The following is a 14,101-nucleotide window of genomic DNA, read 5'->3' on the forward strand; positions in this document are numbered from 1 at the left end:
GGAGCGTGGCGTATCAGGGTTGAAACTCAGAGCTTGATCGTGCCGTGTTCGCCAGGATCCACATCGGGCGTGGTGCCGGTCAGGACGGCCTTGGCCATTTCGAACAGGCTGACCACCTTGCCGCCGGTCGAATCCCAGTACTCGGCGTTGCTCGAGACCACGCGCACCAGCACCACGTGCGGATCATCCGGGCCGTGCGGATACCAGGCCTGGACCGCAGGGTTCCACATGGCCTTGATCGTGGCGCGGTCGACGATGCGCTCGGCGCGCCCGCTGACCGACACGTAGGTGTGGTCTTCCGGCTCGGCAAAGCTGACATTGACTTCAGGGCGGGAAACGATGTCTTCCCACAGTTCGGTATCGGTCGAGGTGTAGAACCACAGGTTGCCTTCGGTATCGGTTTCCTGGTTGGTCATCGGACGGCTCACGAGGCGGCCCTGCTCGTTTACGGTGGTGAACATGGCGAAGCGAATCGACTTGATCTTGGACTTCAACTCAGCCACTTGATCGGAATGGTTATATGCTGACATGGGCTTTTCCTTCACGCAGTTCTAGGTTATTAAGAAACTGTATCGTAATCGCAATACTCTAGTGCTTCTGTGCGCAAGCGAACTTATTGGGCAGCATGGCGCGCACCGTCTCTCACTACGTCAGCTCGTAAAACTCCCCATTGGTTCAACTGCGCACATTGATGTGTATCAGTTTGCGTATTGAGCGCCTGGGGGTGTTTACGCGTCCGCGCGCGTTTTGAAGACCAGTACGCCGGCGACTTCCTGCAGATGCCGGTCGCGCGCTTTTCACGCGCGCCATGCGCGGCAGCTTGCCCGAAAACTAGGCGCGCGGCGCGCCCAGATGCGCCACATACCAGTCCAGCGCTTCCCGCAAGCCCTGTTCCAGGCGGTGCGTGGGCTGGTAACCGAGCAGGCGCGCAGCTTTCGAAATGTCGGCCTGCGAATGGCGCACATCGCCTGCCCGGAACGCGCCATATTCCGGCTTGTAATCTTGCAGGTGAGCGAAGCGGCCAGCCAGCAGCGCATGCATCATCGCGTACAGTTCGTTCAGGCTGGTGCGCGCGTTCACCGCCACGTTATACACCTGGTTGACCGCCGCCGGATCGCCGACCAGGGCCGCCAGCAGATTGGCCTGCACCACGTTATCGACAAAGCAGAAATCACGGCTGCTGTCGCCATCGCCATTGATATGCAGCGGATGGTTGTGGATCATGGCGTAAAACCACTGTGGAATCACGGCCGCGTACTCGCCGCGCGGGTCCTGGCGCGGCCCGAACACATTAAAGTAGCGCAGCCCGATGGCGTCCAGCGCGTAGCAGCGCGCAAACATCTCGGCATACACTTCATTGACGTGCTTGGTGAGCGCGTACGGCGAGAGCGGCCGCCCGATATGCTCTTCCACCTTGGGCAAGTCTGGATGGTCGCCGTAGGTCGCACTCGAGGCGGCGTACACGACGCGCCGCACCCTGGCGTCGCGCGCGGCCACCAGCACGTTCAGGAAACCGATCAGGTTGACGTCGCTGGTCAGGATCGGATCGGCGATCGAGCGGCCGACCGAACCGAGCGCCGCCTGGTGGAGCACCACGTCGACGCCCTGGCAGGCGCGCCGGCAACTGTCCAGGCAGCGGATATCGCCCTCGATGAAGTCGAAATTCGCCCAGGCCGATGACGGCACTACGGCGCGCACTTGCGCCAGGTTGGCGCGATAGCCGGTCATCAGATTGTCCAGGCCGGTGACGCGCTGGCCGAGCTTGAGCAAGGTTTCCAGCAAATTCGACCCGACAAAACCGGCCACGCCGGTGATGAGCCAGTGGTGCGGGGTCTGGCGCAGGTCCGACAGGACCTGCTGGTAACGCCTGTTTTCGGGGGTGCTCAGCATTAACATCTCCAGGCAGGGCAGACAGCACCAGCGGCCAACCTGCACGTACAGCGACATCGCACCGGCGCGGGGCCGGCAGGATGCCAATGATCGGGAAACCGGCAACAACAGACCGGCAACGGCACTATCTTGCATCGCCGGGGAAGCCGACGCCCATCCCGGCACGACCACGCTGGCGTCTCAGGAAATTCTACGGAGCACGGCGTGCTAAATTTTGATTTTGAGCAACTTCATGCCGATCAGATCGTCATTTGCACAGACGCAAAATATTGACGCAACACAATGAGTTGCGACGCCGACTGCCTACCCTAGGCAGGATGCCAGCACCCTGGCGCGTCAGGAGAACCTCATGTCCCATTCCATTTCCCGCTGGCCGCGTTCGCTCGCCGCTGCGGCCATCACGCTTGCCCTGCTGTTGGCAGGCGTGCTCGGCGGATGCAAGTCGAGCGACCCCGCCGCCCTGATGGCCGAGGCCAGGCAACTTCGCGTGAAGGGTGATTGGCGGGCGGCGGTGATCGTGCTAAAAACTGCCATTCAGAAAAATGGTAGCGACCGCGATGCGCGCCTGTTGCTGGGTGAAGTGTATCTCGAGCAAGGCGATGCGGCCTCGGCCGAGAAAGAATTGCGGCGCGCGCGCCAGCTCGGCGCGGCCGCACCCGGTCTGCCGCTCTTGCTGGGCCGGGCCATGTTGATGCAGGGCCAGCATGAACGTTTGCTGGCCGAAATCGGCCCCACCGCCCCGGCGGCCGAGCGTCCCGCCATCCTGGCCCTGCGCGCGAACGCCCTGCTCGCCAGCGGCGACAGCGTCCAGGCCGGCGCGCTGTTCGCGCAAGCGCTCAGCCTGCAACCGGACTTGCCCGACGCCCTGCTCGGCATGGCCCGCATGGCATTGGCCGGTAAGCAGGACGGCGAGGCCGCCGCACTGATCAAGCGCGCCCTGGCCGCCCATCCGGACCACGTTGAGTGCCTGCGTTTTCATGCCGACTTGCAGCGCGCCGCCGGCAAGCCGGCACAGGCATTGGCCGCGCACGAGCGCATCCTGGCTCTGCAACCGTACAACGTACAAGCCCGGCTGGACGTGGCGAGCCTGCACAGCGACGCCGGGCGTTTCCCGGAAGCGCGCGCGGCGCTGGGCGCCGCCCGCAAACTGGCCGGGGCCTCGCTCCCGGTGGTGTTCGCCGAGGCCATGGCCGACTTTCGCGAGAAAAAACTGACCTCCTCCCTGGCTTCGCTGCAACAAGTGCTGCGCGTCGCGCCAGAATACTATCCCGCCATCTTGCTCTCCGGGGCCGTGCAATTGGGCCTGGGGGCGACCGGACAGGCGGAGCAGCATCTGCAAAAATTTCTCGCCGCCTATCCCGGCGATCCGTACGCCACCAAGCTGATGAGTACATTGCACATCCGCGCCAACGCCCCCCAGGCCGCCCTCGACCTGCTCACACCCTTGCTCGAGAAAAACCCCGCCGACCTCGAACTGCTGACCCTGGCCGGCGAAGCGAGCTTGAGCGCGCTCAAGTTCGGCCCCGCCACCGCCTACTTTGAACAGGCCCTGGCGCTCGATCCGAAAGCCACCTCGCTGCACACCTCGCTGGCATTAAGCCGCCTGGGCAGCGGCGACACCGGACGCGCAGCCGCCGAATTGCAGCGCGCCTCCGCACTCGACGGCGGCGCGCCGCGCACCGGTTTACTGCTGGTCATGACCCATCTGCGCGCCAACGACACCGACAAGGCGCTCGCGGCCGTGAAGGATATGGAGCAACGCGGCAACAATCCACTGGTCCAGAACCTCAAGGGCGGTATTTACCTGGCGCGGCGCGAGGCCGGCCTGGCACGCGCCAGTTTCGACAAAGCACTGCTGCTCGAAGCACTGTACCTGCCCGCGCTGGCCAACCTGGCCCAGCTCGACCTGGTCGAAGGCAAGCCGGCCGACGCCCGCAAACGCTACGAAGCGGCGTTGCAAAAAGCGCCGCGCGACGTTGCGCTGCTCGACGCGCTGGCGGACCTTGCGCAGCGTGAAGGAAAGATGGGCGACGCCATCGCCTGGCTGGAACGCGCGCGCAACATCGAGCCCGACGCCCTGCCGCTGGCGCTGCGTCTGGCCGACATGTATGCCCGCGCCGGCAGCAAGGACAAAGCCCTGCGCCTTGCCCGCACCCTCCAGACCGCCAATCCCTCCAGTCCGCAAGCGGCCGGGATGCTGGCCCAGGCCTACGTGCTCAACGGCGACCTGAACGCCGCCATTGAAGCCTACGGCCGCCTGGCAGCCCTGGTCCCGGCCTCGCCCGCGCCACTGTTGCGGATGGCTAAGTTGCAAGTGGAGATGCAAGACGACAGCGCCGCGCTCACCCTGCTGCGCCAGGCCATCGCCGTCGACCCGGCCTCGTTCGACGCCCGGATTACCCTGGTCAATCTGCTGACCAGGCAACAGAAATTTGCCGACGCCCGCGCCGTCGCGCTCGACGCCCAGCAAGGCGCACCCGATTCCGCAACCGGACACAAGCTCGAAGGCGACGTCCATGCAGCCCAGGGGCAGCATGCGGCCGCCCTCGCCGCGTGGGAACGCGCCTTTGCCCGCAAGGCCGACGGTGGCCTGCTGATCCAGATCCACGGCGCCCTCAACAAGCTCGGGCGCGCTGCGGACGCCGACGCGCGCATGGCCCGGTGGTTCAAGGAGCATCCGGCCGATGTGCCGGCGCGCCTGTACTATGCCAGCAGCAAGCTGGTCGCGAACGACCACAAGGGCGCCATCGCGCATCTGGAAGCCATCCTCAAGGCCGATCCCGACAACGTTATTGCGCTCAACGACATCGCCTGGGCCTGCCAGCAGAGCGGCGATGCCCGCGCCCAAGCCTACGCCGAGCGCGCGCATGCGCTGGCGCCTGGCAACCCGGCCGTCCTCGACACGCTCGGCTGGATTGACGTCGAGCGCGGCAACTTCGCCCGCGCCGTGCCCTTGCTGCGCAAAGCCAATGCGCTGGCGCCCGCGGCCGGCAATATTCACTTCCACCTGGGCATGGCGCTGGCGCGTTCGGGCGACAAACGCGGTGCGCGGCGCGAACTCGAACGCCTGCTTGCGAAGCCGCAGCGTTCCGCGCATCACGAACAAGCCGCCGCCCTGCTGCGTACCCTGTAGGCCGGCGCCTTGCGCGACCGGGCCCGTCCGCCAGGGCTGGCCCGATGATTCCAGCCAGTCAGGCGCACGGACGCTGCGTTGACATCACCGCACCCGGCGTCGCGTCGCAGCGTCGCCACACAATCTTATGCCACCGATCGCCGGCGGCGGGCGTGGGCGGCAGCGCCGCAACGCCACAGCCGGCCGTCGATCGCCATCGAACGACGCTGCACGGTAGCGCCGCCATGGCAAGTCGCCATCGTGCATCCTGCGGCCAGCGAAGCGGCGGGCCTCAGGTCCGTCCCGGCTCGTACCGGCCCGGCGCAATGATCCCGGCGGGATCGAGCGCCTTCTTGATCCGCGCCACCGTCTTCCAGTACACATCCCCGTGCGGATCGAGCTGCCCCATCGAGTGGTTGCCGACCCGATAAGGAATATAGCCGGCGTCCATCACGCTGTCGAACACCGCCTGGTAGCACTGCCTGGCGCGCATCACTTCATCGGCATCCTCCTTGTCGTAGGCAATCGTCAGTACCGCGCCCAGCGAACGCTCGTTGATCATGCTGAACGTGACGAACAAATCGACACCATGCGCCGCGAACAGCGGTTCGACCAGCGCGTGCAACTCCAGCACATCGGCCCCGCGCATCGGCAGCACCGGGGAGATCCACAGCATGCCGCAATTGTCCTGCGCCGGATCGGCCCGCTGCGGGAAGCCGGGCGGCAGTGCCGCGCGCCGTCGCCAGTAGGCACCCGCGAGAAAACGTCCGTTCGGCTTGCCCCGGTTCATCGCGAACAGCGCTTCGCCCAGCCCGACCTGCGCGCGCAGACGCTGGCCGGCCCGCGATGAACCGAGCATGCGCGCCAGCACGCCGCCCCAGCGCAGCTTGCGCTCGTTCAGGAACGCGGTGCGCGCGCGCGTGCCGCGCAAGGCCGTCTTGATCGCAGCCCGCGCCGCCGCCACCTGCGCGGCGCTGCCATACAGCGCGCCCGATACGGTCCACGCGCCAATCGCCGCCGCCTCGCGCAGGGCGCCGCGCAGCGCCTGCGGAAGACAGGACTGGCCTGGCGCCAGCGCACGCGGAAACACGCGCCCGCCGGAAATCACGCGCAAGTCATTGCCAATATGAACAATGCTGCGCAAGGTGCCGTTCATGCGCAACGGCCGCAGCGCGTCGACCACCGCGCCGATGTCTTCATGCTCAGACACCGAGCACAGAAAATGGTTCACGCACTCGGCGGCGGGCACCAGCCAGATGCCGATGCGCGTGACGATGCCGAAATTCGACTGGGTGAACATGCCATCGATGAACGGCCCCACGCCGTAGGGAAACAGGTGGGTGGCGCGGGCCTGCGGATAGTGGCCGAAGCCGGTGTCGAGCACCTCGCCGCTGGCCAGCACGACGCGCATGCCGGACACGTGCTGCAGCCGGTTGCCGTACGGCGAGTGGCCGAAGCCGCGTTCCAGGATATTGCCCATGAAGCTGGTATCCGGACCGGCGCCGGTGCAATCGATCCACCAGTCCAGATGTTCGGCCTGTAAATAATCCGACAACTGCTGCTGGGTCACGCCCGGCTCGATCACCGCGTAACCGAGCTCGGCGTCCACGGTGATGATCCGCTTCATGCGGCCCAGGTCGACGATCAGCTGCGCCTCGCCCACCGCGCAGGCGTCGCCGTAGCCCCAGTTGCGCCCGGTACTGATCGGATACAGCGGCAAGCCCAGCTCCGCACCCAGCCGCACCACGGCCACCACCTCGGCCTCGGTGGCGGGCGCGACCACCGCCAGCGGCCTGGTGGCGCGCGCGGCGGTGCTGCAACTGTAGCGCTTGAGCGCATCGAGTTCAGCGCTGGCATGGGCCGGACCGACGATCGCGGCCAGTGCCGCCAGCAGCCGGTCCTGTCCGACCGCGGCCCCGTACGGTCCGGTGTGTCGGAATTTTTGCTCATCGAAAATGTGCATTTCGCCCCCGTGTCAGTGATGGCCGCCATTCAGGCGCGCGCTGATGCCCGGTTCGTCCCACACCGGAAAAAAGTACGGGTAGAAGGAGCGCTCTTCGCCGTGCTGCTCCATCAGTCCGCCCCATTTGCGGATCTGTACGCCCATCTCTTCCAGCGGCAGGCGCAGCAGGACCGCCGGCGCGCCGACCCGGCTGCACGGACGCTCGCCGCCGAAGTCGGAAAAACCGAGCATGCGCTTATAGAACATCACGTGGCGTGGATTGACTTCGATCACGTAATCGGTAAATCCATGCAGCTTGTGCGAGTACAGATACGAAATATGGATCAGCGCGGCGAACACGCGCTTGGTGACGCCCTTGTCGATCGCCAGCCGCGACGGCTCGCACAAGCGCCGGCCCTGGCTGCGCAGCGCGTCGAGCCTGTCGCGAAAATTGTCATCGGCCGGCAGCCCGAATGCACTGTCCAGGCACAAGCTCATGGTGCCGACCAGCACTCCGCCGGTTTCGGCGTACAGGGTCACCTTGTTCGGATCGTGTTGCAGGCTGGGCTCGAACGCATAGCCGCGCCAGCCGTACATCTTGCGGATCAAGAGGCTGGCGGCCTCGCGCCGTCCGGCCGAATTGGCCAGCCGGATATGAAAAACCTGCAACTGCTGCCCCGCTTCGTGGGCCGCCGCCGGAGGCGCCTCGCTCGGTTCCGGCACGCGCAAGCCCGCCGGCATCTCGAAGGTTGCAATCGGTAGATCGTCTTGAAACATGGCTCTCTTCCTTCCACGTGATCGCACGGTCCGCCTACCGGTCCGCGCGCAAAGTTGTGTAAGTCAGACAGGGCCATCAGTAAGGAAGTTCACGCTGTCCGCACGGACATTGTTCTGCAACAAACGTGGAATGTCGGGAAATTTTGCATCCGTGGGGAAACTACAGGCCAGTGCCGAGATTGACTTGCCAAGTCATTGATTATCAAGGAAAAATCGAGCTGGCACGGTTGCTGCATAGAGGCTTGGCACGGCGGCGCCGCAAGCTGTCGACGCTTCCCCACCTGATCCCACCGGAGAGTTAATTATGAAACTAGTCCCGACATCCCTGATGAAACATGCGGCGATTGCCGGTCTCTGCCTGGCCGCAATGAACGGCGCGCGTGCCGATGCATTCGCCCAGTCCGTTCTCCTGATCGACAATTTCCGCCTGCTCCATCACACCGGCGACGCCTTCAAGTCGACGGATTTCACCTCGCTCAACGGCGCCGTCACCGCCCGTGCCACCGCTTCCCTCAACGGCGCAAGCATCATCGCGAATGCGCCCAGCACAAGCATCCTGAGCAGCACCATGCCCGATGTGGCGCACCAGTTCATCGGGCTGCCCACGCCGCCGCGCGCCGAAAACGATTTTGGCTATTTTTCCGTATCGCCAAGCCTGCCCGGCACCTTCGGCTATGCCGACCAGAACATGAGCGGCAACGCCGTGACGATCGGTTCGCGCCTGGCCGGGGCCCGCGTCGAAACGCGCGCCGACGCTTCCCTGCGCAGCGTTGGCGAGGCCGGCGGCCAGTCCGACGTCGGCACCTCGACCATGTTCCGCTTCACCCTCGGCGCCAGCGAGACCATGTCGGTTTCCTTCGACGGCAGGCCGATGACCCAGGCGTATGCCAGCAGCGGCAGCGGCGGCGGGACCAACGCCATCGCCCGCCTGGCGTGGAGCGTGAACATCATCAACCTCGATACCGGCACAATCATGCTCAACTATGCGCCCGACGACCTCAACGGCAATAGCCAGCGCAGCCGCAATGGCGACTACGCTGGCGACTCGACATTCGATCCAGGCTGGCTGACATTCTCGGCCACGTCGCTCATGCTCAACGCCAATGAAAACTATCAGCTGACCATCAACCAGACCACCCTCGCCAACGCCACCCAGGACCGGGTGGCGGTGCCGGAACCGGGCGGCCTGGCGCTGTTCGGCCTGGGCCTGCTGGGTATGTCGCTGATGACCCGGCGCCGCAACTAAGCCGGCCATGCGGACAAGAACAACAAGGTGGCCACGCAGTTGGCGGTCATTCCAGGGCCCGCAGCCGGTGCTGCGCGGTCGGCGCCGGCTGGGGATGCGGGCGTCGGACCGCCCCGGGGGACCCTGATGCACGGCTCGCTGGCAGCCGGCATTTTTCCGGTCAGGAGCGCGCCTGGCCGGGCGATTTTTTTGCTCGGGGCAGGCGACGGGCGCATGCTCTTTTTACTCTTGACGCGAATCAACGCGCCCGTGATCAGAGGAAACTTACAGTTTCCACGGACATATAATCGAACGAGTAGTGAAGCTGGCAGTGTCGCTTCCCATCGCCGCCCGACTTACGGAGACCCACACGATATGGAGGACTTCATCAGCCAGTTGCTGCTGCATGTACGAGGCATCTGGAAATACCGGTGGCTTGCCATCGGCACCATGTGGGTCGTGGCCGGACTGGGCTGGGTGGTGGTACTGCGCCTGCCGAACGATTACCAGAGTTCGGCGCGCGTGTTTGTCGATACCCAGAGTATCCTCAAGCCGCTGATGGCCAGCATGACCAGCATGCCGAACGTGCAACAGCAAGTGTCGATCATGAGCCGCACCCTGCTCAGCCGGCCCAACCTGGAGCGCGTCCTGCGCACGGTCGACCTCGATGTCGACGCCACCACGCCGCGCCAGCGCGAACGGCAGATCGACGAGCTGGCCATGCGCCTGAAAATTTCGGGCACCAGCACCAACGATATCTATTCGATCACCTACGGCGGCGACAACCCCAGGCAGGTGCACGATGTGGTGCAGGCGCTGCTGACGATCTTCCTGGAAGGCAGCTTCAAGGGCAAGAAGGCCGATTCGCAGAACGCGATCCGCTTCATCGACGACCAGATCAAGAACTACGAGCAGCGCCTGGTGGCGGCCGAAAACACGGTCAAGGAATTCAAGTTGCGCAACAGCGCGCTGCTGCCGCGCCAGGGCGTCGATTACAGCGCCCAGCTGGCCATTGCCAGCGACGCGCTCAGCACCGCCCGCATCGACCTGCTCGAAGCGGAACAGGCGCGCATTGCGATCCAGGCCCGCATCAACGGCGATCCGCTGCCGGCCGGGGCCGATCCGCGCCCGCGCGCCATTGTCAACCCGGACATCGACGCCCGCATCGCCGCCATCAACAAGAACCTCGACACCCTGCGCCTGCAATACACCGACCTGCACCCGGACGTGGTCAGCGCGCGCCGCCTGCTGGCCCAGCTCGAAGCGCGCAAGGTCGAAGAAAGCAAGCTGGCCCAGCGCGATGGCGACCCGGGCCGCTTCTACAGCCCCATGCTGCAGCAGCTCAAGGTGGCGCTGACCGAGGCCGATGCCAAGGTGGCCTCGATGCGGGTGCGGGTGCACGAATACAGCGTGCGCCACGAGCGCCTGCGCGAGCAGAGCAATGCCGTGCCGGAAGTCGAATCGCAACTGGCCCAGCTCAACCGCGATTATGAAATCAACAAGGACAACTACGAAAAGCTGATCGCGCGGCGCGAGTCGGCCAGGATCTCGGGCGACCTGAGTTCCTCGACCGAGATGATGACCTTCCGCATCATCGATCCGCCCACCATGCCGATTTCGCCGGTCGGTCCCAACCGCCGCCTGTTCCATACCGGCGTGCTGCTGATTGCCCTGTGCGCCGGCCTCGGCGTGGCGACCCTGGTCAGCCAGATCCGTCCGACCTTTATCAGCCCAGGCGCGCTGCGCGAGATCACCGGACTGAACGTGCTCGGGACGGTCTCGATGACCTGGAACGATGCCGAACGCAACAAGCTGCGCCGGGGGCAATACCTGCTCGGCGGCGCCTTCACCGCCCTGCTCGGCCTGTACGGCGCGATCATGGCATCCGGATTTCTCACGGGTTAAGCCCCAAGGGAGTACAACGTGGACAGTTCCCTCACTCCGGCCGCTGCGCCGCACGGCCCCGACGCGCCCGCCGGCGCCGAGCCACTGCGCGAAGTCGACATCAATCTGGCGCGCCTGCAGCAGATGGGCATGGTCACGCATGACGGCGGACGCACCAGCGTGGCCGAGGATTTTCGCATCATCAAGCGCCCGCTGCTGCGCAATGCGCGTGCGGCGGTGTCCGGCGGGGTACGGCACGGCAACCTGATTGTCGTCACCAGCGCCCTGCCCGGCGAAGGCAAGACCTACTGTGCGATCAACCTGGCGATGAGCATCGCCATGGAAAAAGACCACACCGTGCTGCTGGTCGACGCCGACGTGGCGCGCCCCTCGGTGCTGCGCACGCTTGGCCTGGCGCCGGGGCTGGGGCTGATGGACGTCTTGCTCAACGAAGACCTGAGCCTGACGGACGTGATCCTCAAGACCAACATCCCGACCCTGAGCCTGCTGCCGGCCGGGCGCAACAACAAGCACGCCACCGAGCTGCTGGCCAGTCACGCGATGAGCAAGCTGCTCTCGGAAATTGCCAACCGCTACCCGGACCGGATCGTGATTTTCGATTCGCCGCCGCTGCTGCTGACCACCGAAGCGGCGGTGCTGGCGGCCCAGATGGGCCAGGTGGTGATGGTGGTCGAGTCCGAGACGACGACCCAGCGCGAAGTCAAGGAAGCGCTGCTGCGGCTCGACAACTGCGCCCGCGTCGACCTGATCTGCAACAAAGCGCGTGCCTTCAACGGCGGCGACTACCACGGCTACTACGACTAGCCGATGCCAGACAACAAGCTGGTGTCAGACATGACACCGGGGTTTGAAGTTGAGTTCGTGTCCGGATGTCAGACCTGACACCGGTGTGTAGTTGAGGGCGGCGCTATCCGCGCCATCCTGTTTGTTCCCGTTCGCCCGATTAACCTTTGGAGTCGACCATGACTACTTCCCTTGAACCGCCGCGCCTCGTGGTGCATCTGATCCACCAGCTCGACGTCGGCGGTCTCGAAAATGGCCTGATCAACCTGATCAAGCACATGCCGCCCGAACGCTACCGGCACGCGATCGTCTGCCTCAAGGATTATTCGGAGTACCATGCGCACATCAAGCAGCGCGGGGTCGAGATCATCAGCCTGAACAAGCGCGAAGGCAAGGACTGGGGCCATTATCTGCGCCTGTTCCGCGCCCTGCGCGCGCTGCAGCCGGACCTGATCCACACGCGCAACCTGTGCGGCATCGAAGGCCAGCTGGTGGCGGCCCTGGCCGGCGTCAAGCTGCGCGTGCACGGCGAGCATGGCCGCGATATGAGCGACCTGTACGGCAAGCGCCTGAAATACAAGCTGCTGCGCCGCCTGCTGCGCCCGCTGATCGGGCACTTCATCGCCGTCAGCGCCGACCTCGAACACTGGTTGATCGACAGCGTCGGCGCCGAGCCCGAAAAAGTGTCGCAGATTTCGAACGGGGTCGACAGCATCCAGTTCCACCCGCGCCTGGGCCCGCCGGCCGCGATCGGCCCGGCCGGCTTCATGCAGGACAATGCTTTCGTCATCGGCAGCGTCGGCCGGATGGAGGAAATCAAGGATTACGGCACCCTGGTCGAAGCCTTCCTGCGCCTGATCGCCTCGCCTCATCCGGCCCACCAACGCATGCGCCTCCTGATCGTCGGCGACGGCCCGCAGCGCGCCGCCTGCCTCGATACGCTGACCCGCGCCGGCGCCGCGCACCGCGCCTGGCTGCCGGGCGAGCGCACCGACATCGCCCAGCTGCTGCGCGCCATGGACCTGTTCGTGCTGCCCTCGCTGGCCGAAGGCAGTTCGAATACCATTCTCGAAGCCATGGCCACCGGGCTGCCGGTGGTGGCCACCGCCGTGGGCGGCAATCCGGTGCTGGTCCATCCCGGCTTTACCGGCATCCTGGTGCCGCCGCGCGCGCCCGACCTGATGGCCGCCGCGATTGCCGATTACTGCCGGATTCCCGACATGGCGGCGCGCCACGGCATGCGCGCGCGCAGCCAGGTCATCGCCCGCCACAGCCTGCCCGAAATGGCGCGCGGCTACCTGCGCGTGTACGATGCGCTGGCGCACCCGGACGGTGGCTGCCCGGGCCCGGCCACGCATACCTGAAAGCGGCGCTCATGCCCAGGCCGGCGCACTCTGGCGCCCGGCGTGCACCGCGTGCACCTGCGCGTAGCAGGCCGCCACCTGCCGCGCCACCCGCTCCCAACTGTCGCCGCGCACCAGCGCCCGCACCTGCTCGCGCGGCGGCGGCGACACCAGCAGCCGCAGCACCGCGCGCTGCTGGGCGTCGGTATCGTCCCAGTCGACCCGCGCCAGCGCGAACTCGGCCCCGGCCAGGCTGAAAGGCGAGTCGCGCGCGATCAGCATCGGGCTGCCTGCCGCCAGCGCGTCGCGCACCGCCAGCGCCGTGCCCTGGCCGTCGCCCGGCGCGATGCACAGCGCCGCCGCCGCGTAGGTACTGGCCAGCATCGCTTCATCCTGGCGCAGCGCGCCCAGGCACGTCAGGCCGCGCACGCTGCGCAATTCCCGCAGGTAATCCTGGTCGCGCTCGACAACCTCGCCCACCAGCACCATCGGCAGCGACAGCGCCGCCATCGCCTGCGCCATCGCCAGCTGGTTCTGGTACGGCGAAATCGGGCCGGCCATCAGCGCGAACGGCCCGCTCATGCCGGTGCGCTGGCGAAACAGCTCGCCATCGGCCGCCAGCAAGGCCGGGTTGACGCCGTTCGGCAGCACCCGCACCCGGCCGCTATCGATCAGGAAACCGGCGCCGATGGCAAGCTTTTCGGCTTCGCCGAGCGCCACGATCAGGCTGGCCTGCTGCAAGGCGCGCCGGGTCTGGGCGTAGCCGGACTGCACATTCCATGAGGTCAGGCTGCCCAGCCGATGGTCGGCGGCGCGCGCGCTGGTGCCGCTGGCGCGGTTCCAGCCCGGCGCGATCAGCGGCGTGAGCACCACCGGCACGCCCTGCTCCACGGCCGCTTCCACCAGGCGCAAGTTGCCGTGGGTGGCGGAAAACACGTGGACCAGGTCATAGCCGTCGAGCCGGCTGGCGTAGGGATTGACCAGCTCGACCTCGATTCCGGAGCCGGCCTGCGCGCCCAGTTGCACTAGCGCACGGATGGTCTCGCGGACCTGCTGCTGGACACCGTCTTCACGTTCGAACAACATGGGATAAGACAAAATTCCGATACGCATGCACGCCTCCA

10 protein-coding genes are annotated in these 14,101 nt (G+C 65.9%); 5 read left to right on the forward strand and 5 right to left on the reverse strand.

Annotated features, from left to right (window positions below):
- Nucleotides 1–26: 26 nt before the first annotated feature.
- Both F1609_RS21140 and F1609_RS21145 read right to left on the reverse strand, forming a co-directional pair.
- Nucleotides 27–530 (reverse strand): pyridoxamine 5'-phosphate oxidase family protein, encoded by a 504-nt coding sequence (locus F1609_RS21140; RefSeq protein ID WP_167078637.1) that lies wholly within the window; start codon nucleotides 528–530, stop codon nucleotides 27–29.
- A 301-nt stretch (nucleotides 531–831) separates the two neighbouring features.
- Nucleotides 832–1,890, reverse strand: a complete 1,059-nt coding sequence (locus tag F1609_RS21145; protein WP_167078638.1) for an SDR family oxidoreductase — start codon at nucleotides 1,888–1,890, stop codon at nucleotides 832–834.
- A gap of 349 nt (nucleotides 1,891–2,239) precedes the next feature.
- Between F1609_RS21145 and prsT the strand changes: the two genes are divergently transcribed.
- Nucleotides 2,240–5,023, forward strand: a complete 2,784-nt coding sequence (gene prsT, locus F1609_RS21150) for an XrtA/PEP-CTERM system TPR-repeat protein PrsT (protein ID WP_167078639.1) — start codon at nucleotides 2,240–2,242, stop codon at nucleotides 5,021–5,023.
- 271 nt (nucleotides 5,024–5,294) lie between these two features.
- Here prsT and F1609_RS21155 read toward each other — a convergent pair whose 3' ends face one another.
- Entirely contained in the window at nucleotides 5,295–6,965 is a 1,671-nt protein-coding gene (locus F1609_RS21155) for an FAD-binding oxidoreductase (protein ID WP_167078640.1), read from the reverse strand.
- A 12-nt stretch (nucleotides 6,966–6,977) separates the two neighbouring features.
- Nucleotides 6,978–7,721, reverse strand: coding sequence for an N-acyl amino acid synthase FeeM domain-containing protein (locus F1609_RS21160; protein WP_167078641.1), 744 nt, complete (start codon nucleotides 7,719–7,721; stop codon nucleotides 6,978–6,980).
- Nucleotides 7,722–8,025: 304 nt separating this feature from the next.
- Between F1609_RS21160 and F1609_RS21165 the strand changes: the two genes are divergently transcribed.
- From F1609_RS21165 to F1609_RS21180, 4 genes are all read left to right on the forward strand, one after another.
- Nucleotides 8,026–8,967, forward strand: coding sequence for an EDSAP-1 family PEP-CTERM protein (locus F1609_RS21165; protein WP_167078642.1), 942 nt, complete (start codon nucleotides 8,026–8,028; stop codon nucleotides 8,965–8,967).
- A 354-nt stretch (nucleotides 8,968–9,321) separates the two neighbouring features.
- A complete protein-coding gene (locus F1609_RS21170; RefSeq protein WP_167078643.1) occupies nucleotides 9,322–10,851 on the forward strand; it encodes an XrtA system polysaccharide chain length determinant in 1,530 nt (509 codons plus the stop codon).
- Between the two features lie 18 nt (nucleotides 10,852–10,869).
- Entirely contained in the window at nucleotides 10,870–11,655 is a 786-nt protein-coding gene (locus tag F1609_RS21175) for an XrtA-associated tyrosine autokinase (protein WP_370661653.1), read from the forward strand.
- 158 nt (nucleotides 11,656–11,813) lie between these two features.
- Nucleotides 11,814–12,998 (forward strand): TIGR03088 family PEP-CTERM/XrtA system glycosyltransferase, encoded by a 1,185-nt coding sequence (locus tag F1609_RS21180; protein ID WP_167078644.1) that lies wholly within the window; start codon nucleotides 11,814–11,816, stop codon nucleotides 12,996–12,998.
- Between the two features lie 9 nt (nucleotides 12,999–13,007).
- On the opposite strand, the gene F1609_RS21185 is transcribed toward F1609_RS21180, so the two are convergent.
- On the reverse strand, nucleotides 13,008–14,090 hold the full coding sequence (locus F1609_RS21185) for a glycosyltransferase family protein (protein WP_167078645.1): 1,083 nt from the start codon (nucleotides 14,088–14,090) through the stop codon (nucleotides 13,008–13,010).
- Nucleotides 14,091–14,101 lie beyond the last annotated feature (11 nt).

Source organism: Massilia aquatica, assembly GCF_011682045.1.
GTDB lineage: Bacteria > Pseudomonadota > Gammaproteobacteria > Burkholderiales > Burkholderiaceae_D > Telluria_A > Telluria_A aquatica.

Bases quoted from the DNA above. Each gene is read 5' to 3' on its own strand.
- F1609_RS21165 (WP_167078642.1), top strand. From the start codon at position 8,026: ATGAAACTAGTCCCGACATCCCTGATGAAACATGCGGCGATTGCCGGT.
- F1609_RS21155 (WP_167078640.1), bottom strand. From the start codon at position 6,965: ATGCACATTTTCGATGAGCAAAAATTCCGACACACCGGACCGTACGGG.
- prsT (WP_167078639.1), top strand. From the start codon at position 2,240: ATGTCCCATTCCATTTCCCGCTGGCCGCGTTCGCTCGCCGCTGCGGCC.
- F1609_RS21185 (WP_167078645.1), bottom strand. From the start codon at position 14,090: ATGCGTATCGGAATTTTGTCTTATCCCATGTTGTTCGAACGTGAAGAC.
- F1609_RS21170 (WP_167078643.1), top strand. From the start codon at position 9,322: ATGGAGGACTTCATCAGCCAGTTGCTGCTGCATGTACGAGGCATCTGG.
- F1609_RS21145 (WP_167078638.1), bottom strand. From the start codon at position 1,890: ATGCTGAGCACCCCCGAAAACAGGCGTTACCAGCAGGTCCTGTCGGAC.
- F1609_RS21160 (WP_167078641.1), bottom strand. From the start codon at position 7,721: ATGTTTCAAGACGATCTACCGATTGCAACCTTCGAGATGCCGGCGGGC.
- F1609_RS21180 (WP_167078644.1), top strand. From the start codon at position 11,814: ATGACTACTTCCCTTGAACCGCCGCGCCTCGTGGTGCATCTGATCCAC.
- F1609_RS21140 (WP_167078637.1), bottom strand. From the start codon at position 530: ATGTCAGCATATAACCATTCCGATCAAGTGGCTGAGTTGAAGTCCAAG.